The 23,125-nt window shown below is 65.3% G+C and carries 21 protein-coding genes and 1 pseudogene; 3 read left to right on the top strand and 19 right to left on the bottom strand.

The window, feature by feature from the left end; translation table 11 throughout:
- Positions 1-13 precede the first annotated feature (13 nt).
- From RI03_RS13910 to sdhC, 16 genes and pseudogenes are all read right to left on the bottom strand, one after another.
- Positions 14-298 (bottom strand): hypothetical protein, encoded by a 285-nt coding sequence (locus RI03_RS13910; RefSeq protein ID WP_010160539.1) that lies wholly within the window; start codon positions 296-298, stop codon positions 14-16.
- Between the two features lie 123 nt (positions 299-421).
- On the bottom strand, positions 422-1,819 hold the full coding sequence (gene lpdA / locus RI03_RS13915) for a dihydrolipoyl dehydrogenase (protein WP_010218016.1): 1,398 nt from the start codon (positions 1,817-1,819) through the stop codon (positions 422-424).
- Entirely contained in the window at positions 1,812-2,180 is a 369-nt protein-coding gene (locus RI03_RS22285) for a DUF5615 family PIN-like protein (RefSeq protein WP_010218017.1), read from the bottom strand. Before RI03_RS22285 ends, lpdA begins: the two co-directional genes overlap by 8 nt.
- 3 nt (positions 2,181-2,183) lie before the next feature.
- Positions 2,184-2,420: a DUF433 domain-containing protein gene (locus tag RI03_RS13925; protein ID WP_010218018.1), complete on the bottom strand. Its 237-nt coding sequence runs from the start codon at positions 2,418-2,420 to the stop codon at positions 2,184-2,186.
- Positions 2,421-2,427: 7 nt separating this feature from the next.
- Complete coding sequence (odhB, locus tag RI03_RS13930; protein WP_010218019.1) at positions 2,428-3,672, bottom strand: 2-oxoglutarate dehydrogenase complex dihydrolipoyllysine-residue succinyltransferase; 1,245 nt, start codon at positions 3,670-3,672, stop codon at positions 2,428-2,430.
- 98 nt (positions 3,673-3,770) lie between these two features.
- A pseudogene (locus RI03_RS13935) lies at positions 3,771-6,703 on the bottom strand (2-oxoglutarate dehydrogenase E1 component).
- Positions 6,704-6,807: 104 nt separating this feature from the next.
- Positions 6,808-7,692: a succinate--CoA ligase subunit alpha gene (gene sucD, locus RI03_RS13940; protein ID WP_010218020.1), complete on the bottom strand. Its 885-nt coding sequence runs from the start codon at positions 7,690-7,692 to the stop codon at positions 6,808-6,810.
- Positions 7,693-7,754: 62 nt separating this feature from the next.
- Positions 7,755-8,717: a malate dehydrogenase gene (gene mdh, locus RI03_RS13945; protein WP_010218021.1), complete on the bottom strand. Its 963-nt coding sequence runs from the start codon at positions 8,715-8,717 to the stop codon at positions 7,755-7,757.
- 265 nt (positions 8,718-8,982) lie between these two features.
- Positions 8,983-10,092, bottom strand: a complete 1,110-nt coding sequence (zapE, locus tag RI03_RS13950) for a cell division protein ZapE (RefSeq protein WP_010218022.1) — start codon at positions 10,090-10,092, stop codon at positions 8,983-8,985.
- A gap of 7 nt (positions 10,093-10,099) precedes the next feature.
- Positions 10,100-10,573: a PaaI family thioesterase gene (locus RI03_RS13955; RefSeq protein ID WP_010218023.1), complete on the bottom strand. Its 474-nt coding sequence runs from the start codon at positions 10,571-10,573 to the stop codon at positions 10,100-10,102.
- Between the two features lie 68 nt (positions 10,574-10,641).
- Positions 10,642-11,427, bottom strand: coding sequence for a succinate dehydrogenase iron-sulfur subunit (locus tag RI03_RS13960; protein WP_010160550.1), 786 nt, complete (start codon positions 11,425-11,427; stop codon positions 10,642-10,644).
- Between the two features lie 139 nt (positions 11,428-11,566).
- Positions 11,567-12,127 (bottom strand): ATP-dependent Clp protease proteolytic subunit, encoded by a 561-nt coding sequence (locus tag RI03_RS13965; protein WP_010218024.1) that lies wholly within the window; start codon positions 12,125-12,127, stop codon positions 11,567-11,569.
- 275 nt (positions 12,128-12,402) lie between these two features.
- Complete coding sequence (locus RI03_RS13970; protein ID WP_010218025.1) at positions 12,403-12,648, bottom strand: DUF1902 domain-containing protein; 246 nt, start codon at positions 12,646-12,648, stop codon at positions 12,403-12,405.
- A gap of 134 nt (positions 12,649-12,782) precedes the next feature.
- Positions 12,783-14,585, bottom strand: a complete 1,803-nt coding sequence (sdhA, locus tag RI03_RS13975) for a succinate dehydrogenase flavoprotein subunit (protein ID WP_010218026.1) — start codon at positions 14,583-14,585, stop codon at positions 12,783-12,785.
- Positions 14,578-14,976 carry a succinate dehydrogenase, hydrophobic membrane anchor protein gene (gene sdhD, locus RI03_RS13980; protein ID WP_010160555.1) on the bottom strand — a complete coding sequence of 133 codons (399 nt, stop codon included), beginning with the start codon at positions 14,974-14,976 and terminating at the stop codon, positions 14,578-14,580. Before sdhD ends, sdhA begins: the two co-directional genes overlap by 8 nt.
- Position 14,977: 1 nt before the next feature.
- Positions 14,978-15,397 carry a succinate dehydrogenase, cytochrome b556 subunit gene (gene sdhC / locus RI03_RS13985; RefSeq protein WP_010160556.1) on the bottom strand — a complete coding sequence of 140 codons (420 nt, stop codon included), beginning with the start codon at positions 15,395-15,397 and terminating at the stop codon, positions 14,978-14,980.
- A gap of 233 nt (positions 15,398-15,630) precedes the next feature.
- On the opposite strand from sdhC, the gene RI03_RS13990 reads away from it, so the two are divergent.
- From RI03_RS13990 to RI03_RS14000, 3 genes are all read left to right on the top strand, one after another.
- Entirely contained in the window at positions 15,631-16,974 is a 1,344-nt protein-coding gene (locus RI03_RS13990) for a methyl-accepting chemotaxis protein (protein WP_010160557.1), read from the top strand.
- Between the two features lie 40 nt (positions 16,975-17,014).
- Positions 17,015-18,403 carry a methyl-accepting chemotaxis protein gene (locus RI03_RS13995; RefSeq protein WP_010218028.1) on the top strand — a complete coding sequence of 463 codons (1,389 nt, stop codon included), beginning with the start codon at positions 17,015-17,017 and terminating at the stop codon, positions 18,401-18,403.
- Between the two features lie 65 nt (positions 18,404-18,468).
- The gene (locus tag RI03_RS14000; RefSeq protein ID WP_010218029.1) at positions 18,469-19,167 is read left to right on the top strand and encodes an SDR family NAD(P)-dependent oxidoreductase; all 699 of its coding nucleotides are present in this window, start codon (positions 18,469-18,471) and stop codon (positions 19,165-19,167) included.
- Between the two features lie 139 nt (positions 19,168-19,306).
- Here the strand turns inward: RI03_RS14000 and RI03_RS14005 are convergent, their stop codons facing one another.
- From RI03_RS14005 to RI03_RS14015, 3 genes are all read right to left on the bottom strand, one after another.
- Positions 19,307-19,891, bottom strand: a complete 585-nt coding sequence (locus tag RI03_RS14005; protein WP_010218030.1) for a nucleotidyltransferase family protein — start codon at positions 19,889-19,891, stop codon at positions 19,307-19,309.
- Positions 19,888-20,820: an XdhC family protein gene (locus RI03_RS14010; RefSeq protein WP_010218031.1), complete on the bottom strand. Its 933-nt coding sequence runs from the start codon at positions 20,818-20,820 to the stop codon at positions 19,888-19,890. Before RI03_RS14010 ends, RI03_RS14005 begins: the two co-directional genes overlap by 4 nt.
- A gap of 94 nt (positions 20,821-20,914) precedes the next feature.
- Positions 20,915-23,122, bottom strand: coding sequence for a xanthine dehydrogenase family protein molybdopterin-binding subunit (locus RI03_RS14015; protein ID WP_010218032.1), 2,208 nt, complete (start codon positions 23,120-23,122; stop codon positions 20,915-20,917).
- Positions 23,123-23,125 lie beyond the last annotated feature (3 nt).

Here is a 23,125-nt window from a genome sequence, read left to right on the forward strand (position 1 = left end):
GCGCGTCTGCCCATCAACGAACCGCTGCTGCTTCGTTGGCGACGACTTCGCCGCGCTGTTCGGGGGTCATCGCCTGCGCGTTGACGTCTGCCGCGCGGATCGCGTCGGCGCGCTCGTCGGCAGTCTTGCGCTCGGCCTTGGCCGCGGCCTGAAGGTTCTCGGCCTGCGCTTCCATCGCATCGGCGCGGTTGTCGCCGGCCTTCTCAACCTGCTTGGCAAGCTTGCCGTCACCGTTGCCACCACAGGCCGCAAGCGGGAGCGCGAGCGCAGCCAGCGCAACGAACATCGTCTTCTTCATCGGTTAATCCCCGTTACTCATGCCCAAAGTCGGCACGGACGGGAAAACCGGCGGTACGGAGAATCGTTCCGCCTCCGGATCGGGGCAGGTCATCGTGCATGACCTGCCCCGAACGCCGGGAACTCAGACGTGGATCGCCTTGCCGCGAACCGCCATCGCGGCTTCCTTCATCGCCTCGGCATGAGTCGGATGCGCGTGGCAGGTGTAGGCAATGTCCTCGCTGGTCGCGCCGAATTCCATCGCGACACACGCTTCCGCGATCATCGTGCCGCCGACGCTGGCGATGGCCCACACGCCGAGGACACGATCGGTCTTGGCATCCGCGATCACCTTCACGAAGCCGTCGGGCTCGTGGTTGGTCTTGGCGCGGCTGTTGGCGGCCATCGGGAACTTGCCGACCTTGACCTCGGCGACCTTCTCGCGCGCGGCTTCCTCGGTCAGGCCGACGCCCGCGATCTCGGGCCAGGTGTAGACAACCAGCGGGATCACGTCGTGATTGACGATGCCGGTCAGGCCACCGATGTTCTCGGCCACCGCAATGCCCTCATCCTCGGCCTTGTGCGCAAGCATCAGGCCGGGGACGACGTCGCCGATTGCCCAGATGCCAGGGACCGACGTCTGGAAGCGATGATCGGTCTCGACCTGCCCGCGCGCGTTGGTCGACAAACCCGCCGCCGAGAGGTTGAGGCCATCGGTGTTCGGACGTCGCCCGATCGACACGAGCACGGTATCCGCCTCGATCGTCTCAGGCGCACCACCGGCAGCAGGCTCGACCGTGATCGTCGCCTTGTCGCCTTCGACGGTCACGCCGGTGACCTTGGTCGACAACTTGAACTCGATCCCCTGCTTCTTGAAGATCTTGTTCGATTCCTTGCGGATCTCGCCATCGAAGCCGGGGAGGATCTGGTCGAGATATTCGACGCAGGTGACGCGTGCGCCAAGCCGCTTCCACACCGAGCCGAGCTCGAGTCCAATCACGCCGCCACCGATGACGACCATATGCTCTGGCACCTTCGCCAGCTCGAGCGCGCCGGTCGAATCGACGACGACCTTCTGGTCGACCGTCACGCCCGGCAGTGGGGTGACCGACGAACCGGTCGCAATGACGATGTTCTTGGCGCGGTAGGTCTTGCCCGCGACTTCGACGGTATCCGTGCCCGTGAAGCTTGCCTGGCCCTTGAGCCATTCGACCTTGTTCTTCTTGAACAGGAAGGCGACGCCCGCGGTCAGCTGCTTGACCGCATCGCGGCGCTGTTCGTGCATCGTCTCAAGGTCGAGCGAGACGTTGTCCATCTTGACGCCGAGCTTGGCCATCATGCCGTTCTTCGCGTCGTTATAAAATTCGGACGCGTGGAGCATCGCCTTGGAAGGGATGCAGCCGACGTTGAGGCACGTGCCGCCAAGCGTCTCGCGGCTCTCGACGCACGCCGTGCGCAGCCCGAGCTGTGCCGCGCGGATCGCCGCGACATAGCCGCCGGGTCCGGCACCGATGATCAGAACGTCGAAATCATAGTCAGCCATGGTGTGCTCCAGAGGGAAACGGCTTCGTCCGCTCCCCGTTCTTCGTCAGGGTAATCATTTGGCCCGCCGGCACGCCCGCTTCAAGCAGGGCGATCAGGCAAGTAACGGTTTGCTCTGCGGCACGATGCGGTAGCCGCGTGTAGAGAATGGTCTTCGGGGCCGGCAGTCCGTGATTGAAGATCAGGTCGCCGAAGTCGCCGTCGTTGGTGATCAGGATGAACTGAGCGATATCCGACCGAGCAAGGATTTCGGGGTCCAGCGCCCCGGGTGACGTCTCGCTGATCCATTCCAGCTCGAACCCGGCTTCCCGTAACCGCGTCACGACGGTGCGGTGCACGTTCTCGTCGAGCAGGAGCCGCACGCTTCAAGCGGCCTCTCTACTCGCGGCCGAGGCCTCCTTGACCAACAGGTCGTGGCTGAAGGCGATCGCCGCCAGCACATCCGCTTCCTTCAGCGATGGGTATCCATCGAGCACCTCGCCAACCGGCGCGCCTTCGGCGAGATACTCGAGGATCAGCTCGACCGATATCCGCGTTCCCCTCACGACGGGCTTGCCGCCGAGAATGTCAGGGTTCGAATGGATATGGTCGCGCCAGTTCATCGCATCCTCACAAGTCGATCAAGATCCGCGTCGGGTCCTCGATAGCATTCTTGAGCGCGACGAGGAACGTCACGGCCTCGCGGCCATCGATCAACCGGTGATCGTAGCTGAGCGCGAGATACATCATCGGACGGATCACGATCTGCCCGTCGACCACCACCGGACGCTCGTCGATGCGATGCAGCCCGAGCACTGCCGACTGCGGCGGGTTGATGATCGGGGTCGACATCAGCGAGCCGAACACGCCGCCGTTCGAGATGGTGAACGTGCCGCCTTTCATCTCGTCCATCTTGAGCGCGCCGTCCTTGGCGCGCTTGCCGAAGTCGCCGATCGTCTTCTCGATCTGCGCGACCGACATCTGGTCGGCATCGCGGATCACCGGAACGACCAGGCCACCCGGCGACGACACAGCGACCGAAATATCGGCGTAATCATGATAGACGATGTCATCGCCCTCGATCGACGCGTTGACCGACGGGATGTCGCGCAGCGCCATCGTCGCGGCCTTCACGAAGAAGCCCATGAAGCCGAGCCGAACGCCGTGCTTCTTCTCGAACAGATCCTTGTACTTGGCGCGCGCCGCGATCACCGCGGTCATGTCGACGTCGTTGAACGTCGTCAGCATCGCTGCGGTGTTCTGCGCTTCCTTGAGGCGCTTGGCGATCGTCTGGCGCAGGCGCGTCATGCGGACGCGCTCTTCCTTGCGGCCCGTCGACGCGGCGACCGAAGCCGCGACCGGCGGCGCAGCAGCGGCTGGCGCAGGCGCGGGGGTCGAAGCGGCGGCAGCGGCAACGTCGTCCTTGGTCAGGCGACCGTCCTTGCCGGTGCCCTTGACGGTCGAGGGGTCGACACCGTGCTCGAGCACCGCGCGGCGCACCGACGGGCTGAGTGCGGCGGGGCCATCGCTCGACGACGACGGGGCTTGCTGGCCCGCAGTCGCGGCAGGGTTGGCCTGCTCGGTAGGCGCTGCGGTGACCGCAGGCTGCGGCGCCGGGGCCGAAGCCGCTGCGCCGTCACCGGCGTCGATCGTCGCGAGCATCGCGCCGACCTGGACCGTCTCGCCGACCTTTACCGCATGTTCGCCCATGATCCCGGCGACCGGAGACGGCACCTCGACCGAGACCTTGTCGGTCTCGAGGCTGGCGATCGGCTCGTCTGCCGCGACCTTGTCGCCCGGCTGCTTGAGCCATTCGCCGAGCGTCGCCTCGGTGATCGATTCGCCGAGTACCGGTACTGTGACTTCGGTTGCCATATCTTGCTTCTTCCAACTGTGCTCCTGCGAAAGCAGGAGCCTAGGGTTGCTCTGCCGGACCCTGGGTTCCTGCCAGCGCAGGAACACAAGCTCCGTCGTTATACCTTCCGCGTGCGGCGGATTTCCTCGCGGACGCTGTGGCCGAGCGCATCGGCGACCAGCGCCGCCTGCTCGGTCTGGTGCCGCTTCATCAAGCCCGTCGCAGGAGAGGCCGAAGCCGCACGACCCGCATAGCGCGCCCGCGTCACCGAACTGCCAACGTCGGCGAGGACCTCTTCGAGGAACGGCTCGACGAAGCTCCACGCGCCATTGTTCTTCGGCTCTTCCTGCGCCCACACCACCGTCTCGAGGTTGGGCATGCGCTGCATCCGCTCGACCAGCGGTTCGCCCGGGAAGGGATAAAGCTGCTCGACCCGCACGATCGCGGTGTTGGTGTCGCCCGCAGCATCGCGTGCCTCGATCAGGTCGTAGGCGACCTTGCCCGAGCACAGGACGAGCCGCTTGACGTCGATGTCGGCGGGCGCCGACGGATCGCTCAGCAACCGCTTGAAGTGGCTGTCGCCGAGGAAGTCGTCGATCTGCGACACCGCCATCTTGTGCCGCAACAGCGACTTGGGCGTGAAGACGATCAGCGGCTTGCGGAACGAGCGGTGCATCTGCCGGCGCAGCAGGTGGAAATAGTTGGCCGGGGTCGTGCAGTTCGCGACCTGCATGTTGTCCTGCGCGCACAACTGGAGGAAGCGCTCGATCCGCGCGGAGCTATGCTCCGGCCCCTGCCCTTCGTAGCCGTGCGGCAGCAGCATCACGAGCCCATTTGCGCGGAGCCACTTGGCTTCCCCGCTCGCGATGAACTGATCGATCATGATCTGCGCACCGTTCATGAAGTCGCCGAACTGCGCTTCCCACATGACCAGCGTCTTGGGGTCCGCCAGCGCGTAGCCGTACTCGAAGCCGAGCACGCCATATTCGCTGAGCGGCGAGTCGAGCACCTCGAACCGGCCGTGCGGGATCGTCTCGAGCGGGCGATACTTGTGCTCGTCGGTCTGATCGACCCAGACGGCGTGACGCTGCGAGAACGTCCCGCGCCCCGAATCCTGCCCAGACAGGCGGACGCCATAGCCTTCCGACAACAGCGACCCGAACGCGAGCGCCTCGCCGGTCGCCCAGTCGAAGTTGCGGCCCGACTTGAACATCTCGCGCTTGGCGTCGAGCACGCGGTTGAGCGTCTTGTGAACCGCCAGATCTTCGGGGATCGTCGTCAGCGTGCGACCGAGCGAATCGAACAACTTCTGCTCCATCCCCGTATTGACGTTGCGGCGCTCCGTCTCGGCATCGGCGGGGGCATGAAGCCCCGACCAGCGCCCGGCGAACCAGTCCGCCTTGTTGGGCTTGTAGCTCGCGCCCGCCTCGAACTCGCCTTCGAGCAGCGTGGTGTACTGCTTGATATTCTCGTCGATCCAGGCCGCGTCGATGACCTTCTGGTCGATCAGCTTCTTGCCGTAGATCTCGCTGACCGGCGGGTGATCCTTGATTTCCTTGTACATCAGCGGCTGAGTGAAGCCCGGCTCGTCGCCTTCATTGTGACCGAAGCGGCGGTAGCACCACATGTCGATCACGATGTCGCGGTGGAACTGCTGACGGAATTCCATCGCCATCTTGGTGGCGAAGGTCACCGCCTCGGGATCGTCGCCATTGACGTGGAAGATCGGTGCCTGAACGCCCTTGGCAACGTCCGACGGATAGGGCGACGAGCGCGCGAACTGCGGGCTGGTGGTAAAGCCGACCTGATTGTTGATGATGAAGTGGACGCAGCCGCCGGTATTATACCCGCGAATGCCGGAGAAGCCGAGGCACTCCCACACGATCCCCTGCCCCGCGAACGCCGCGTCTCCGTGGATCAGCACGGGAGCGATGCCTTGTGCTCGGTGAGATCGTTCGCGATAGTCTGGATCGCGCGGGTCTTGCCGAGGACGACCGGGTCTTTGGCCTCGAGATGCGACGGGTTGGCGACCAGCGACATGTGGACGCTGATCCCGTCGAACTCGCGGTCGGTCGAGGTGCCGAGGTGATATTTCACGTCGCCCGAACCCGCGACGTCATCGGGGTTGTCCGACCCGCCGCCGAATTCGTGGAAGATGATGCGGAACGGCTTGGCCATCACGTTGGTGAGGACGTTCAGACGCCCGCGATGCGCCATGCCAAAGACGATCTCCTTCACGCCGAGCGAACCACCATATTTGATGATCGATTCGAGCGCGGGGATCATGCTCTCGCCACCGTCGAGCCCGAAGCGCTTGGTGCCGACATACTTCTTGCCGCAGAAGCGTTCCCACTGCTCGGCCTCGATCACCTTGTTGAGGATCGCCTTCTTGCCGAGGTCGGTGAACTCGATCGCCTTGTCCTTGCCTTCCATGCGGTCCTGCAGGAAGCGCCGCTCCTCGACGTCGGCGATGTGCATATATTCCAGGCCGACATTGCCGCAATAATTGGCGCGCAGCGTGTCGACGAGTTCGCGCACGGTCGCCCATTGCAGCCCCATCGTCCCGCCGAGATAGACCGGGCGGTCGATGTCGGAATCCGAGAAGCCATGATATTCGGTCTGGAGATCGGCGGGCATCTCGCGCTTGGAGAGACCCAACGGATCGAGATTGGCGGCGAGATGTCCACGCACGCGGTACGTGCGGATGAGCAGCATCGCGCGGATCGAGTCACCCGCGGCGCGGATGATGTCATCCTGGCTGACCGCGGGGGCCGCGGCAGGAGCTGGCTTCGCGCCGCCCTTGGCGGGCTTGGGCGCGGGCTCCATCTGGGTCGGGTCGAGCGCGGCGGTCAGGTCGTCGGTGGTCGACAGCGGCCACCGCGCCGACTGCCAGCTCGGGCCGCTGGACGAACCCTCGAGCCCTTCGAAAAAGCCACGCCAGGCCGGCTCGACGCTGTCCGGGGACGTGCGGAAACGCGCGTAGAGCGTCTCGATGAACGCGGGGCTGACGCCGCCTGCGATATCGCCGAAGTCCTGGTTCTCGTAGCCCATAGCGAGTCCTCGTCACCCCGGAACATTGGGGTCTCTAGTAGTGGGACACCGCCGCGCCCGACCGGACGCGGCGGCCCCGACCAACCGGCCGGGGCGACGTGCCTTTAACCCTTGAGCACTTCCAGCAAGGTCGTGCCCAGTTCGCTCGGCGAAGCGGAAACGCGGATACCCGCGCGCTCCATCGCCGCAATCTTGTCTTCCGCGCCGCCCTGGCCGCCCGAGACGATCGCACCGGCATGACCCATGCGACGACCCGGAGGTGCCGTACGGCCCGCGATGAAGCCGGCCATCGGCTTCTTGCGGCCACGCTTGGCCTCGTCGATCAGGAACTGCGCAGCCTCTTCCTCGGCCGAACCACCGATCTCGCCGATCATGATGATCGACTTGGTCGCGTCGTCGGCGAGGAACAGCTCGAGCACATCGATGAAGTTCGTGCCGTTGACCGGATCGCCACCGATGCCGACTGCGGTCGTCTGACCGAGACCAGCGTTCGACGTCTGGAACACCGCCTCATAGGTGAGCGTGCCTGAACGGCTGACAACGCCGACCGAACCCTGCTTGAAGATGCTGCCGGGCATGATGCCGATCTTGCACTCGCCGGGGGTCAGGACGCCGGGGCAGTTCGGGCCGATCAGGCGCGACTTGGACCCCGAAAGCGCGCGCTTGACGCGAACCATGTCGAGCACCGGAATGCCCTCGGTGATCGTGACGATCAGCGGGACCTGCGCGTCGATCGCCTCGAGGATCGAATCCGCCGCGAAGGGGGGCGGAACGTAGATCACCGACGCGGTCGCGCCGGTCATGGCGACGGCTTCGGCCACGGTGTCATACACCGGCAGGTCGAGGTGAGTCGTGCCGCCCTTGCCGGGCGTGACGCCGCCGACCATCTTGGTGCCGTATTCCAGCGCCGCCTTGGTGTGGAAGCTGCCGGTTTCCCCGGTCATGCCCTGGGTGATGACCTTGGTGTTCTTGTCGACGAGGATGCTCATGCAGCACTCTTCCTAAATAAGAGAATGCGGGGATCGCGCAGCCGCGCTCCCCGCAGAGAATATCAGTTGAGCGACCCGTCGATCGCCTTGCACGCGACGAGGAGTTCCTTGACCGCATCGACCGACACGCTGAGGTTCTGCTTCGCTTCGTCGTCGAGCTTGATCTCGATGACTTCCTCGACGCCGCCGGCACCGATCACGACGGGCACGCCGACATAGAGATTGTCGATGCCATACTGGCCGGTCAGGTGTGCAGCTGCCGGAAGGACGCGCTTCTGGTCGTACAGATAGGCTTCCGCCATCGCGATGCCGCTGGTCGCGGGCGCATAATAAGCCGAGCCGGTCTTCAGCAGCGCGACGATCTCGCCGCCGCCGCCGCGGGTACGCTTGATGATCGCGTCGATCTTTTCCTGCGTCGAACGGCCCATCGCGACGAGATCGGGAACCGGGATGCCCGAGACGGTCGAGTAAGAAATGACCGGGACCATCGTGTCGCCGTGGCCGCCGAGCACGAAGCTGGTGACGTCCTTGACCGAGACCTTGAACTCGTCCGCGAGGAAGTGGCTGAAGCGTGCCGAATCGAGGACGCCCGCCATGCCGACGACCTTGTTGTGCGGGAGCCCTGAGAATTCGCGCAGCGCCCAGACCATCGCGTCGAGCGGGTTGGTGATGCAGATGACGAACGCGTCGGGTGCGTTGGCGGCGATGCCCTCGCCGACGGCCTTCATGACCTTGAGGTTGATGCCGAGCAGGTCATCGCGGCTCATGCCGGGCTTACGCGCGACACCAGCGGTGACGATGATCACGTCCGCGCCTGCGATGTCCTTGTAATCGTTGGTGCCGGTGATGGTCGCATCGAAACCTTCGACGGGGGCACACTGGCTGAGGTCGAGCGCCTTGCCCTGGGGAACGCCTTCGACGACGTCGAACAACACGACATCCCCGAGGCCCTTGAGCGCTGCGAGATGGGCGAGCGTGCCGCCAATGTTGCCGGCGCCGATCAGCGCGATCTTCTTGCGAGCCATCCGGGATCCTTTTCGCTTAGGCCCGCCCAGGGCGTTAATAACTCAGGAGCGATCGGGCGAGCTCTGCCGGGCGCGGGCTTAGGCGGGTTTTCGCGTTTGGGCAACCCGTAAGGCAAAGGATTTGGCTTGTTATTGCAATTCATTCGCAAGTGCAATTAGCCTTTTCTGTGCTCCTGCGGAGGCAGGAGCCCAGAGTTACACGGCGCGACGCCCGTAACCCTGGATACCCGTCTTCGCGGGGAAACTGTTCGTTACACGGATCGGCTCAATCCCCGCCATGCCCCGCCGCGAGATACTCTTCCGACCGCATCTCTTCGAGCCGGCTGATCGTCCGGTCGAATTCGAACCGCCCGTCCCCACTTTCATACAGCTCCTGCGGCTGCGCATCCGCCGCCGCGAGCAGCTTGACCTTCTGTTCGTACAGCGCGTCGATCAGCGCGACGAAACGCGCCGCCTCGTTGCGATTGTCCGGCCCGAGCTTGGGAATGCCGACCACGATCACCGTATGATAGCGCCGCGCGATCGCGATATAGTCCGCGCTCCCGCGCGCTTCCTCGCACAGCCGCTTGAAGCTGAACACCGCGACGCCCTTCAGCGCCTTGGGGACATGGACGCTCCGCCCCTGCACGACCAGATCCTCGGACGGAACGTGCGCGCGGTCCTCGACCGGAAAGTCGGTCAGGCGAAAGAAATCGCCCGAAAGCAATTTGGTCGCCTCGGGGCCATTGGGGACCAGCCACGTATCGATCGACCCAAGCCGGTCCCGCCGATAATCCACCGGCCCGTTGAGCGTGATCACCTCCATCCGCGCTTCGATCAGCGCGATGAAGGGCAGGAAATGCTCGCGGTTGAGCCCGTTCTTGTAGAGATCGGCGGGCGGTCGGTTGGAGGTGGTGACGACGGTCACGCCCTCTTCCAGCAACAGCGTGAACAGCCGCGACAGGATCATCGCATCCGGACTGTTCGTCACCATCATCTCGTCGAACGCGAGCAGCCGCACCTCCTCCGCAATCGCTCTGGCGAGCGGCGGGATCGGATCGCCAAGTTCCTTGGCGCGCTCCACCGCAAGCCGCTGGTGCACCTCCAGCATGAATTCGGCAAAATGGACGCGCCGCTTGCGCCGAATGTCGAGCGCATCAAAGAACAGGTCCATCAGCATCGACTTGCCGCGGCCGACCCCGCCCCAGACATACAATCCGCGCGGCGCCTCCGGCTTGCGCCCCAGCACGCGCCACAGCATCGACCCGCGCTTGGGCGTCGCTTCCAGCGCGGAAGCAAGATCGGCAAGGCGGCGCGCCGCGGCAGCCTGTTCGGGGTCGGGCTTGAGTTCCCCCGAGGCGATCAGCGCGTCGTAACGCGCGAGGACATTCGTCATTCTGCAATTATACTCGCTCGGAGGCCGGGCCGGGCGGCGGTGGCGTCGACTTGCGCAGCGTCCCCGTAAAACTGGCGATGGTCGGCCGGTCGTCCTGAACGATCAGCCCGCGCAGGAAGAGCATGTTGCGTGTCTCGCGGAGCAGCTCGAGTCGCGCCTCCAGCGGAACGCCGATCGCGCCGCCGCCGATGAATTGCGCCGACAGGTCAAGCGTCACCGCCCCACCCGCCGACAACACGCCGAAGCCGCGCGCGGCGGCGAACAGCGCGACGTCCATAAAGCCGAGCAGCGCGCCCCCGTGGACGTCTCCGCGCATGTTGGAATGTTCGTGGCGCGGCAGCATCCGCACCCGCGCGATCTCGGCTTCGACCTTTACCAGCAACGGCTCGAGGAAGGCATTGTAGCGAGTCGCATCCCGGAACTGCCACCGCTTCCATCCCGGCTGATCGGGATCGTCCTCATAAATGAAGGGTGCGGTCAAACGGGGCGTTCCCTGGGGCCTGCCCCCGCCGCGGCGTCAGATCGAGCGCCGGGCGGGGGTGGCGAAGCTCAAACGACGCGTTCGGCTTCCATCTTCTTGATTTCCGCGATCGCCTTGGCGGGGTTGAGACCCTTGGGGCAGACATTCGCGCAGTTCATGATCGTGTGGCAGCGATACAGGCGGAACGGATCCTCGAGCTCGTCGAGTCGCTCGCCGGTCATCTCGTCGCGGCTGTCGGCGAGCCAACGATAGGCCTGCAACAGGATCGCCGGGCCAAGGAACTTGTCGCTGTTCCACCAGTAGCTCGGGCACGCGGTCGAGCAGCATGCGCACAGGATGCACTCGTACAGACCGTCGAGCTTCTCGCGCTCCTGTGGCGACTGGAGTCGCTCCTTACCCGCGGGGGGCGGGGTCACCGTCTGCAGCCACGGCTTGATCGACGAATATTGCGCATAGAAGTGCGTGAAGTCGGGAACGAGGTCCTTGATCACTTCCATGTGCGGCAGCGGCGTGATGCGGATGTCGCCCTTCACGTCCTCGATGGCGGTCGTGCAGGCGAGGCCGTTCTTGCCATCGATGTTCATCGAGCACGACCCGCAAATGCCTTCGCGGCACGAGCGGCGGAAGGTGAGCGACGAATCCTGCTCGCCCTTCATCTTGATCAGCGCGTCGAGCACCATCGGGCCGCACGAGTCGAGATCGACCTCGAACGTGTCGTAATGCGGGTTCGCGTTCGCATCGGGGTCATACCGATAGATCTTGAACTTCTTGATGCGTTTCGCCTCAGGCGCGGCCTTGTGGACCTTGCCGCCCGACTTGGGCTTGGAGTTGGCGGGGAGGAAGAATTCGGCCATCGCTTGCTCGCGTTTTCCATCCAGGAGGGCGGGTTACCGCCGGGTTGTGCAGATAGCCGTACACAAGCAACGCCCTTGTCGCAAACCCTTGCAGCACTGAATTGCTGCATGTGCGATTGCACGGGACGGTCTCGTCCGATCAGATGACGTCGAGCACCAGCCCCCGGTCGCGCGCTTCCTCGGCCTCGATATACCAGTTGGACGGTGCCTTCTCTCGCAGCTCCTCGAAGGTCACCTGGCTGTCGCGAACGATCGCGCGGAACCCCTCTTCCTCGATCTCGATCGAATGCTCGACTTCGTGGAGCGCGGCCTTGATCGATGCCACTACCATCCGCAGCGGTCCGTTGAGGTCGATTTGCTTTTTGATCTGCCGCTCGTGGAGCATCAACCGCGTGTGCCGCGTCAGGAACCGCCGCGAGACCGGAAACGCCGACATGAAGGTCGCCCCCGCCGAATAGACCGCGACCTTGCCGAGAAACAGGATTTCGCGCCCGTCGTGATCCTCGAGCAGGCGGATATCGTCCGCCATCGTCCGCGCGACCTCCGGGTCGCCCCCGAGCGTAGTCAGCGCAATGACGAGCGTCCCTTCCGCCGGGCAATTGCCAAGCTGGGCACGAAAGTTCTCGTACATCAACTGGTCGACGGTGCCGGACAAACGGATGTGCGGATTGGCGAGCAGGGGATAGCGCGGGTCTGACATGATCGCGGAAACCGGCGGGGCGGTGGTGGAGTTCCGGGAAAAGTGAAATTCGCGTGCGCAACCCTCTGGCGATACCGATTAGATTTTACCCTTGATGCCGGCCTGCTTGAGAATCGCCATCGCGGTAAATCGTTTGTGTGTTCCGGCATCGACCGTGAAATGCAGATCGGTGATAGGACTATATCAGATCTCGTGATCGCCCTTTCCATTGCGGACGAACGAACACCCATGCTCCCGTAGCAGGCGCTTCAAGTCACGGCCGTAGCCCGTAACCATCAGGCTGCGACCGGTATCGTACTTTCGTGAAACGCAACCAGCCGAAGCGCATGCGGTCCGGAACGGCGATCTTCGTCGATGAGATGCGCATTGTCGGAAATCAGTTCCGGCATCACCGCAGCGGCGCGGTCGCGCAGTCGTTCAAGCGTGTCGCCCTCGGTAACAAGACCCGGCACGTCGCAATCGACGGTGTACCAGATATGCGCCTCTGGGTCATAGGCCGCATGAAGAGTCCAAAGCGCCATCGGTGCCTCCGTAGATCACGACGATAGGCCGGGGAGCCGAAGCCTTCAAGCGAACAACCGGGAGGCCGCCGGTGGTTGCGGCAAACACCTGACTGGAAGGCTCCGTCAGAGGTTCGCCGCAACCATCTGTTCGTTCAATAAACGCGCTTCTTCGGCTTGATGTATTCCGCATCGTCGGTGAGCGTATAGTCGTGCACCGGGCGATAGCCCATCTCGACCTTGCCCGCCTTGCCGCCCCAGCCGCCGAACGTTGCGGTGGTGTGCTTCATCCAGTTCGCGTCGTCGCGATCGGGATAATCCTCGTTCACATGCGCGCCGCGCGATTCCTTGCGGTTCGCAGCACTCTCCATCGTCACGACCGCCTGCGCGAGCAGATTGTCGAGCTCGAGCGTCTCGACCAGATCGGTGTTCCAGATCATCGAGCGATCGGTGACGTGGACGTCCTGAAGCCGCTCGTAGGTCGCGGTGATCTTCTGCTGCCCTTCGGAAAGCAGCGCATTGTCGCGGAACACCGCGCAATGCTTCTGCATCGTGCGCTGCATCTCGATCCGGATCTGCGCGGTGGGCGAGCTGCCGTTGGCGTGGCGGAACGTGTCGAGTCGCCCGAGCGCCAGCTCCTCCGACCCCTTGGGGAGCGGATTGTGCGGCGTATCGGGCTTGAGCGTCTCCTTGAGGCGCAGGCCCGTCGCACGACCGAACACGACGAGATCGATCAGCGAGTTCGAGCCCAGGCGGTTGGCGCCATGGACCGAAACGCACGCCGCTTCGCCGACCGCGAACAGGCCGGGGACGACAGCATCGGGGTTGCCGTCGCGCAGGTGGACGACTTCACCGTGATAGTTCGTCGGGATACCGCCCATGTTGTAATGGACGGTCGGCGTCACCGGCAGCGGCTGGCGCGTCAGGTCGACGTTGGCGAAGATCTTGCCCGTCTCGGTGATGCCCGGAAGCCGCTCTGCCAGCACCTTGGGATCGATGTGATCGAGGTGGAGGAAGATGTGGTCCTTATGCTCGCCGACACCGCGGCCTTCGCGCATTTCCAGCGCCATCGAGCGCGACACGACGTCACGCGACGCGAGGTCCTTCGCCGATGGAGCGTACCGCTCCATGAAGCGCTCGCCTTCGGAGTTGGTGAGATAGCCGCCCTCGCCGCGCGCACCCTCGGTGATGAGGACGCCAGCGCCGTAGATGCCGGTCGGGTGGAACTGGACGAACTCCATGTCCTGCAGCGGCAGTCCTGCGCGGAGCACCATCGCATTACCGTCGCCGGTGCAGGTGTGCGCCGAGGTCGCCGAGAAGTAGGTGCGGCCGTAGCCCCCCGTCGCCAGCACGACCGAATGCGCGCGGAACCGGTGGATCGACCCGTCGTCCATGCACAAGGCGATCACGCCGCGGCAGACGCCGTTTTCCATGATCAGGTCGAGCGCGAAATATTCGACGTAGAAGTCCGCGTCATACTTCAGGCTCTGCTGGTACAAAGCGTGGAGCATCGCGTGGCCGGTGCGATCGGCGGCAGCGCAGGTGCGCTGGACCGGAGGCCCCTCGCCCATATTCTGCATGTGCCCGCCGAACGGACGCTGGTAGATCGTCCCGTTGTCGTTGCGGCTGAACGGCACGCCCGCGTGCTCGAGCTCATACACCGCCTGCGGTGCTTCGCGGACCATATATTCGATCGCGTCCTGGTCGCCGAGCCAGTCGGAACCCTTGACGGTATCGTACATGTGCCACGACCAATGATCGGGCGAATTGTTCCCGAGGCTCGCGGCGATGCCGCCCTGCGCCGCAACCGTGTGGCTGCGCGTCGGAAACACCTTGGTGATGCACGCGGTCTTCAGGCCGCTTTCCGCGATTCCCATGGTCGCCCGGAGCCCCGAGCCACCCGCACCCACGACGACGGCGTCATAGGTATGGTCGATGATCTTATATGCCTCAGGCATGCGGAACTCCGGTGGTTGCGGTGAAGGCGACCTTGAGGATCGCGAAGATGGCGATGCCCGCGGTCACGACGGTGAAGAAGTTGAGCGCGACCATCGCGAGCACCCGGCTCTCGGCGTGTGCATAATCCTCGATCAGCACCTGCATCCCGAGCCGGAAGTGGTAGAAGACCGAGGCGATCAGCAACGCCATCGGGATCGCCGCCCAGCTCGACGACAGCCAGGTGTGGACCGTGTCGTAATCATAGGCGGGCAACCGCAGGATCGCGATGAAGAACCACAGCATCAGGAACAGATTGGCACCCGCCGTGAGACGTTGCTGCCACCAGTGATGCGTGCCTTCCTTGGCACTGCCGAGACCGCGCACGCGGCCGAGTTCGGTTCCGTAGCGCATCTTATTTGAACCCCAGGAGATAGATCCAGATCACCGCGGTCGCCGCGACCGAGAAGACCATCGTGCCAAGCGCGCCGGTCCGGTTGCGCTTGAGCTCATAGCCGGCACCCGTATCCATCACGAGATGGCGGACGCCGCTCGCCATGTGCTGGAAGAACGACAGCGTCAGCCCGATCCCGAACAGATAGCCAAGCGCGCCCCCGGCAAATTCGCCGAACACATAATGGAACGTCGCATAGGTCGCCGGACCACCCGAGATCGCGGCCAGCCACCATACCATGACCAGCGTGCCGACCGTGGCCATGCCGCTGCCGGTGACGCGGTGGAGGATCGAGACCGTCATGTGCGGGCCCCATTTCCAGATGGTCAGGTGCGGGCTGAGCGGCCGTGCGCGTTTCGTCGTGGGGGTCGTGCTGGCCAAGGCGGCGTGTCCTCATCGGTTGCAGGGTCGATTGCGGGTCGATTGCGGGTTGGTGCCCTCTTAATCCGACGAGCCGATGATGCAAGGATTCTGCATGATGATGCAGATGCATGCGCTGCAATCATCCGAACGGGCGGTTACTCCGCGTTAACCAGAGGACGTTACGCCGTGCCCAGGCCGTCATGCGCGCTGGCCTTACCCGATACGGAGCGTCCGCCTTGAACCCCAGTGAATTGCCCGCCCCCGGTGCGGTTGCCGCGACGATCGACATTCGCGCCCGGCTGCGCGCCTTCGATTTCGACAATACCCTGGAAACGGCCGCGCGCGACGTGTGGACCGTGCTCGAACGCGACGCTGGCGAGATCGCGCTCGCCTTCTGGGGGCAGTGGCGGCGCGCCGGGCTCGGCGATCGCAGCTGGCAGCCGCACGAGGAGACCAAGATGGTCGAACTCGGCATCGCCTTCCTGCGCAACCGCTTTTGTGACGTGAGCGGGCGGGCGTGGGTCGAGTCGATGGAGCGCTCGGTTTCGGCCGGCTATGTCGCCGGGGTTTCGACGATGGCCCTGCTGTCGATGACCTGCGCAAGCGACCGCGCCGCCCTCGATATCCTGTTCAAACGGCTGAAGACCGACGACCCGCGCCTGCCCGTCTTCATCGACACGATCCTGCGGCTGACCGGGCTCGAAAGTGAGATCACGGTCGAAATCTACAACGCCTATTGCGCGCATAGCGCTGCGTGCGAACGCGACCGGCTGGCGGATGAATTCCGCGAGGGGATCGCGCTGACGGTCGAGCAGGCGACGCAGGAGTCCGGCGTGCTGCGCGGCCAGTCGGTCCGCACCTCGACATCGGCGCGCGGGATGCTCGGCAAGACGAGCGAAGTCGCCGCCGCGGCCGAGCAGTCCGCAGTCGCGATGCGCGAGGCGGCGCAGACCGCCGCCGGGCTGATCCGCGCGATCGAGGATGCGCGCACCGAAGTCGAAGCTGCCGCCGAAATCGCAAACCGCGCGTCCACGCAGGCGGGCGCAGCGGTCGGGATGTCCGAGACGCTAAGCGACCATGCAAAATCGATCGAATCGATCCTCGGGCTGATCCGCGACATTGCCGGCCAGACCAATCTCCTCGCACTCAACGCCACGATCGAGGCGGCCCGCGCGGGCGATGCGGGCCGTGGCTTCGCGGTGGTTGCTCAGGAGGTGAAGAGCCTCGCCAATCAGACCGCGCGTGCGACCGACGACATCGCCGCGAAGATCGCCGCGATCCAGTCCGCAACGCGCTCGACCGTCGAAACCAACGCGTCGATCAAGTCGACCGTCGCCGAGGTACAGGAAAGCGCGAACCGCATCCGCTTCGCCATGGAAGCGCAGGCGCAGACCGTCACCGCGATCACCGCAGCGGTCGACGAGACCGCGCTGGCGGCGGACTCGATGTCGAACACGATTACCGCGATCCGCGAGGATACCGAGACCGTGGCGTCCGAAATCGACAGGGTCGGGCGCGGGTTCGACTCGCTCGATCACAAGCTCGGCGCGCTGAAAAGCAGCGCCGGGGAATTCGTCGCGAAGGTCGCCGCGTAAGCCACCAATGCCAGTACCGCGTATTCAAGGATATCCCGCCATGGCGGATCATGACGGCCAACCCGCACGCGGCCTTGCCGTGCCCGGCGGCTGGAGCGGCGAGAACCGCTCCGCCGCGCAGCGCGTCGCGGACTATGACTGGGACAATACGATTCTGGCCGCGGGGGCGGAGATCGCCGAAATTATTACCGGGCAGGAGCTCGCGATTTCACGGACCTTCTGGAACCACTATCTCGCATTGCCCGTGTCCGCGCATATCCGCAGCCGCTTCGACGAGGACTATATGGCGGCACGCGTAGCGGATAGCGCTCGGTATACGCTCGTCAAATATGCCAGGCCCGACAAGGACGACTGGGCGCACATGGCGGCTTGCCACGTCGCCGAATCGCAGCATGCGAGCATCCCGCTGCAGGCGCTGCTGTCGTCGCTAAGCTTTGCGCACAGCTGCACGCTACGGCTGATCGAGGACAGGCTGGGCGCGGGATCGCCACGGTTCCGGGTGCTCGCCGACGCGGTTCAGCGGCTCGCTTTGGTCGAGGCGGACGTGATGGCCTCCTATCTGGGCACGCATGATGCCGAACGCGCGCGCATCGAGCGCCAGGGCCGGTCGAGCCAGTTCAGCGCAACGATTGCGACCGCGATCAAGGGAGCGGCGGCACTTGGTGACCGGCTCAGGGTCCAGGCGCAGGGGGCGGCGCGATCGACTCGCGGCATGATCGGCAAGACCAGCGAAGTCGCCGCTGCCGCCGAGGAATCGGCGCTGGCCATGCGCGAGGCGGCACAGACCGCCGGCGGCCTGATCCGCGCGATCGAGGATGCGCGCACCGAGGTCGAGGCCGCGGCCCAGATCGCGACCCGCGCCTCGACCCAGGCCGGGACCGCAGTCTGCATGTCGGAAACGCTGAGTGATCATGCGAAGTCGATCGAATCGATCCTCGGCCTAATTCGTGATATTGCCGGACAGACCAATCTCCTCGCACTCAATGCCACGATTGAGGCGGCCCGCGCGGGCGATGCGGGGCGTGGCTTCGCGGTGGTCGCGCAGGAGGTCAAGAGCCTCGCCAGCCAGACCGCGCGCGCGACCGATGACATCGCCGCCAAGATCGCCGCGATCCAGTCCGCCACTCGCTCGACTGTCACGACCAACGCCTCGATCAAGACAACCGTCGCCGAAGTGCAGGAGAGCGCCAACCGGATCCGGTTCGCGATGGAAGCGCAGGCGCAGACCGTGACCGCGATCACAGCGGCGGTCGACGAGACCGCGATGGCGGCGGATTCGATGTCACATACGATCGCCACGATCCGCGAGGATACCGAGCATGTCGCCGGCGAGATCGATACGCTCGAACGCGACTTCGGCGAGGTGGACGACGAACTGCGCAAGCTCAAGGGGGCAGCGGACAGCTTTTCCGCGAGCGTCGCCGCCTGACGGCGGGGCGTTTTCGCCGAACGGCGGGGGTTGGTCGCGGCGGTTGAAGCCGGTACTGCACGGGGATGACCAACATCCTCCTCACCGGCTCCTCGCGTGGCATCGGCGCCGCGATCGCAACCGCGCTCGATCGTCCGGGCGTCGCGCTCGTCGGGCATGGCACGCGCAGCGGAATCCCTGCGGACTTCGCCGATCCGTCGGCACCCCGCGCCCTGTGGGACGCTGCGCTCGACCGGCTCGACGGGACGATCGACGTGCTCATCAACAACGCGGGCGTGTTCGACGCCAATCCGATCGACCGCGCCGATTCCGAATGGGTCGCGGACTGGGAGCGCACGATGCGGATCAACCTGACCGCGTCGGCCGAACTGTGCCGCCTCGCGGTGCTCTACTGGCAGGCGCGCGGGGTCGGTGGGCGGATCGTCAACATCGCGAGCCGTGCCGCCTATCGTGGCGATTCACCCGCACACTGGCATTACGCCGCATCCAAGGCGGGGATGGTCGCGATGACCAAGAGCATCGCGCGCGGCTATGCCGGACAGGGGATCCTTGCCTTCGCGGTCTGCCCGGGGTTCACGATGACGGGGATGGCGGAGGAGTATCTGTCGAGCCGCGGCGGGGACAAGCTGCTCGCGGACATTCCACTTGGCCGGGTCGCGATGCCGGAAGAGGTGGCGGAGGTCGCCCGCTTCCTCGCGCTGGACGCGCCGCCGTCGATGACGGGCGCGGTGCTCGACGTGAATGGCGCAAGCTACGTCCGCTGAGGTCTAAACTCCCCCTACCCGCTTCGCCGGCGAAGGCCGGGGCCCAGGAGTGGCCAAGCGGTAAGGAGGCGCAGCACTCGCTACCCCGGCCCTCTCGACTGCGCCCCGGCCTTCGCCGGGGAAGCGATCAACGGAAAAATCACCGCAACGCGCGCAGGCGTTCCATATCCTCGGGCCGATCGATATCGAGCAGGTCCGCTTCGGGTGCAATCACATGCCGTCCGGCGCGGACCATCGCTCGCGCGCCCTCGTCGCCTTCCAGCGTCAACAGCGCCTCGAACTGATCCGCGCCAAACACTGCAGGCGGGCTCGGATGGACGCCATTGCTCGACGCAATCACTGCGTCAGGCCCCGTCACCGCCTCCAGCAATCGATAAATATGCGTCGCGGTGACGCGCGGCATATCGGCCAGTACGATCACCACGGCGGCACATCCGATCTCGCGCGCGGCCGCGACGCCGAGCTTGACCGACCCCGACATGCCGTCGCCGGGATCGTCATTGTGGATCACCCGATAGCCACGACTGCCGAAGTCCAGTTCGGACCCGGAGCAGACCGCAAGCCGAGCCTTGAACGGCACGCTTTCCAGCGCGGTGACGACGTGGAACGCAAGCGGCTTGCCAAGAAATGGCTGCTTGAGCTTGTCGGTATCGCCGAACCGCTCGGATCGGCCCGCCGCCAGCAGGACGAGAATGCATTCCTCGGCGGCGATCCCCATCGTCATCCCCTCTTGCGTTCGCCGGCGTTGAACGCGCCGACCATCGCCGCCGCAATCGACAGCGCAATTTCGGCAGGGCCGACCGCGCCGATATCGAGCCCGACCGGCGCATCGATCCGGTCGAGGTCCGCCTCGGACACGCCCGCCGCCGCGAGCCGCTCGCGGCGCGCGGCGTGGCTGCGGCGCGATCCCAGCGCGCCGACGTAAGCGGTCGGGCGCGCGAGTGCCGCGATCAGCGCCGGGTCGTCGATCTTCGTGTCGTGGCTCAGCGTCACCACCGCACTCGCGGGACCTGGATCGAGGGCCTCGACCGCCTCGTCGGGCCAACGATCGTCAAGCGTGACGCCGGGAAAGCGTTCCTCGGTCAGGAAGCGCGCGCGCGGATCGATCACGGTCGCTGCAATCCCGAGTTCGCGCACCAGACCGGCAAGCGCCTGTGCGATCTGCACCGCACCGACGATCAGCAGGCGGCGCGGCGGATCGTAGCGATTGACGAACGCCGCCCCTTCCTGCGGGCGGAGCGAGCTCTGCCCCGAGGCGAGATCGGTCGTGACCGCCAGCCCCTTGCCGGTATCCCGCGCTTCGGCGATGCGATCGAACAGTTCGGGGTCGAACCCTTCCGCCGATACCGGCTGGACCAGCACCGAAATCTCGCCACCGCACGGCAGCCCGACTTCCCAGGCGGCCGCATCGGCGATGCCGTAATTCTTGAGCTGGAACGGCGCGCCCGCGATGACGTCGGCGGCGGTCGCGAGGATATCGCTCTCGACGCATCCGCCCGAGACGGATCCCTCGAAACGGCCGTCGGCGTGGACGAGCATATGGCTCCCGCGTGGTCGCGGTGCAGAGCCCCAGGTCGACACCACCGTGGCAAGCGCAAGCGGCGCGCCTTTCCACTGGGTCGCTGCATTCAGGACGGAATCGTTATCGGCCATTTCACTCCCTCTCCCGCTTCCGGGAGAGGGCCGGGGAGAGGGGCGTGCCGATACCTGGCCGTCACACGTCTCGCACTGCCCTCTCCCCAAGCGATCACATATCCGGCAATCCGCCGAGGATCTTGTCGAGCGTCAGCGGAAAGTCGCGCACGCGCACTCCGCACGCATTGTAGATCGCGTTGGTCACCGCGGCGCCCGCGCCCGAAATCGACAACTCTCCAAGCCCCTTCACGCCGATCGGATTGGCATGCCGGTCGATATGCTCGACGAACAGCACATCGAGCGGGGGCACGTCGGCATGGCTCGGCACGTGATATTCGCCGAGGTCGCTGTTGACGAACGCACCGTGGCGCTGGTCGAGCATCGCGTCCTCCATCAGCGCATAACCGATCCCCCAGATCATCCCGCCGATCGCCTGGCTGCGCGCAAGCTTGGCGTTGAGGATTCGGCCGGCCTCGAACACGCCGAGCATGCGCCGAACACGGACCTCACCGGTCACGGAGTTGACCGCGACCTCGGCGAATTGCGCGCCGTGCGCGGCCTGACTGAAGGTCTTGGCGTTGCTGCCCTGGCTGATCTTGCCGAGCGCAACCAACGGTTCTTTCCCGACCAGCTCGGACAGGGGCACGCGGCGGTTGCCCGCGATCGCATGGCCGTCCTTGAGCGTCATGTCCTTCGGGTCCGCCTGCATCCGTTCGGCAAGCGTCGCGACGATATCTTCGCACGCCAGCGCCACTGACGAGCCTGCGCTCGCCGCGCCGAACGACCCGCCAGAACCTGCGCCCGGCGGAAGATCAGTATCGCCGAGGATCACGTCGACGCAGTCCATCGGCAGCCCGAGCGATTCGCCCGCAATCTGACCGAGGATCGTGTAGCTGCCCGTGCCGATGTCGGTCATGTCGGTCTCGACCCGCGCCCGGCCGTCGGGCGACAGCGTGACCCGCGCCTGCGAATCGACCAGCAGGTTGATCCGCACCGCTGCCGCCATCCCCATGCCGATCAGCCACTCGCCGTCGCGCACCTGCCCGGGTCGCGCGCCGCGCTTGGCCCAGCCGAAGCGTTCCGCGCCTTTATCGAGACATTCGACCAATGCGCGCGTCGAGAAGGGTGCGCCGGTCATCGGGTCGACCGGGGGCTCGTTGAGCTTGCGGAAATCGATCGGATCGCGGCCGAGTGCCTCGGCCATCTCATCGATCGCGGTCTCGAGCGCGAGCATGCCGACCGCCTCGCCCGGCGCACGCACCGCGCCAGCCTGCACCATGTCGAGCGTCACGATCTTGTGCGTGAAGTGCCGGACCGGCGCATCGTACAAGGCGATCGAGCCCAGCGCGACCGGCTCCATGAAGCCGCCGTCCGGGCCCTGACTCACCACACTGTCGTGCGCAAGCGCGGTGAGCTTTCCGTCCTTGTCGCACGCGAGCCTGATCCGCTGGTTCGTATCGGTGCGGCGATAGATGTTGTGGAACAACTGCTGTCGCGCCATCGCGATCTTGACCGGACGCCCGATCTTCTGCGCCGCGATCGCCGCGAGCACCGCTTCCGGTCCGAGCAACTTCCCGCCGAACCCGCCGCCGATATAGGGCGAAAGGATCCGCACCTTCTCCGCCGGGATCCCGACCGCCTTGGCGAGGATACCCTTGGCAGCATGGAGAATCTGCAGGCTCGAATGGAGCGTGAGCATATCGCCGTCCCACACCGCCACCGAGGCGTGCGGTTCCATCGCGGCATGAACCTGATTGGGCGTCGTGTAGACCTGATCGATCGTGACAGCGGCCTCGGCCATCGCCGCATCGATATCACCCTTGGCAATATCCTGCAGTCGCGAGTCCTTGGGCGGGCCGCTCGCGCCTTCGAAACCCGCCATCGTGTCGAAATGGCCCTGCTCGGGCTCGATCGTCATCGTCACCGATTTGGCCGCGTCGCGCGCCGCCTCGAAGCTGGTCGCGACCGCGACGCCGACGACCTGGTCCCAGTGATCGATCGCGTCATTGCCTGCATGCGCCGGCGTGAAGGCCGCTGCCTGTCGGGGAATGCGCGGATCGTCGACGATGATGTCGAGAACCCCCGGCAGGCTGCGCGCGGCATCAGTATCGAAGCGCGTGATCCTCCCCTTGGCAGCGGGGGCGGTGATCAGATAGCCGTACGCCACCTCTCCCGCGACGGGGTGCTCATAGCCATAGCGCGCGGCACCGCTGACCTTGAGCGCACCTTCGCTCCGGTCGAGCCCGGCGCCGAGCACCCCCTGGACGCCACGTTCCAGCGTGAGGCCGGAGTGGTCGGCGTCCATTTTGAAATCGGCCATGAT

Source organism: Sphingomonas sp. PAMC 26621, assembly GCF_000251145.1.
Classification (GTDB): domain Bacteria; phylum Pseudomonadota; class Alphaproteobacteria; order Sphingomonadales; family Sphingomonadaceae; genus Sphingomonas.

What these genes read in the sequence shown, in the direction of transcription:
- RI03_RS13910 (WP_010160539.1), bottom strand. Translation starts at nt 298, where the DNA reads ATGAAGAAGACGATGTTCGTTGCGCTGGCTGCGCTCGCGCTCCCGCTT.
- lpdA (WP_010218016.1), bottom strand. Translation starts at nt 1,819, where the DNA reads ATGGCTGACTATGATTTCGACGTTCTGATCATCGGTGCCGGACCCGGC.
- RI03_RS13925 (WP_010218018.1), bottom strand. Translation starts at nt 2,420, where the DNA reads ATGAACTGGCGCGACCATATCCATTCGAACCCTGACATTCTCGGCGGC.
- odhB (WP_010218019.1), bottom strand. Translation starts at nt 3,672, where the DNA reads ATGGCAACCGAAGTCACAGTACCGGTACTCGGCGAATCGATCACCGAG.
- sucD (WP_010218020.1), bottom strand. Translation starts at nt 7,692, where the DNA reads ATGAGCATCCTCGTCGACAAGAACACCAAGGTCATCACCCAGGGCATG.
- mdh (WP_010218021.1), bottom strand. Translation starts at nt 8,717, where the DNA reads ATGGCTCGCAAGAAGATCGCGCTGATCGGCGCCGGCAACATTGGCGGC.
- zapE (WP_010218022.1), bottom strand. Translation starts at nt 10,092, where the DNA reads ATGACGAATGTCCTCGCGCGTTACGACGCGCTGATCGCCTCGGGGGAA.
- RI03_RS13960 (WP_010160550.1), bottom strand. Translation starts at nt 11,427, where the DNA reads ATGGCCGAATTCTTCCTCCCCGCCAACTCCAAGCCCAAGTCGGGCGGC.
- RI03_RS13965 (WP_010218024.1), bottom strand. Translation starts at nt 12,127, where the DNA reads ATGTCAGACCCGCGCTATCCCCTGCTCGCCAATCCGCACATCCGTTTG.
- RI03_RS13970 (WP_010218025.1), bottom strand. Translation starts at nt 12,648, where the DNA reads ATGGCGCTTTGGACTCTTCATGCGGCCTATGACCCAGAGGCGCATATC.
- sdhA (WP_010218026.1), bottom strand. Translation starts at nt 14,585, where the DNA reads ATGCCTGAGGCATATAAGATCATCGACCATACCTATGACGCCGTCGTC.
- sdhD (WP_010160555.1), bottom strand. Translation starts at nt 14,976, where the DNA reads ATGCGCTACGGAACCGAACTCGGCCGCGTGCGCGGTCTCGGCAGTGCC.
- RI03_RS13995 (WP_010218028.1), top strand. Translation starts at nt 17,015, where the DNA reads ATGGCGGATCATGACGGCCAACCCGCACGCGGCCTTGCCGTGCCCGGC.
- RI03_RS14000 (WP_010218029.1), top strand. Translation starts at nt 18,469, where the DNA reads ATGACCAACATCCTCCTCACCGGCTCCTCGCGTGGCATCGGCGCCGCG.
- RI03_RS14005 (WP_010218030.1), bottom strand. Translation starts at nt 19,891, where the DNA reads ATGACGATGGGGATCGCCGCCGAGGAATGCATTCTCGTCCTGCTGGCG.
- RI03_RS14010 (WP_010218031.1), bottom strand. Translation starts at nt 20,820, where the DNA reads ATGGCCGATAACGATTCCGTCCTGAATGCAGCGACCCAGTGGAAAGGC.
- RI03_RS14015 (WP_010218032.1), bottom strand. Translation starts at nt 23,122, where the DNA reads ATGGCCGATTTCAAAATGGACGCCGACCACTCCGGCCTCACGCTGGAA.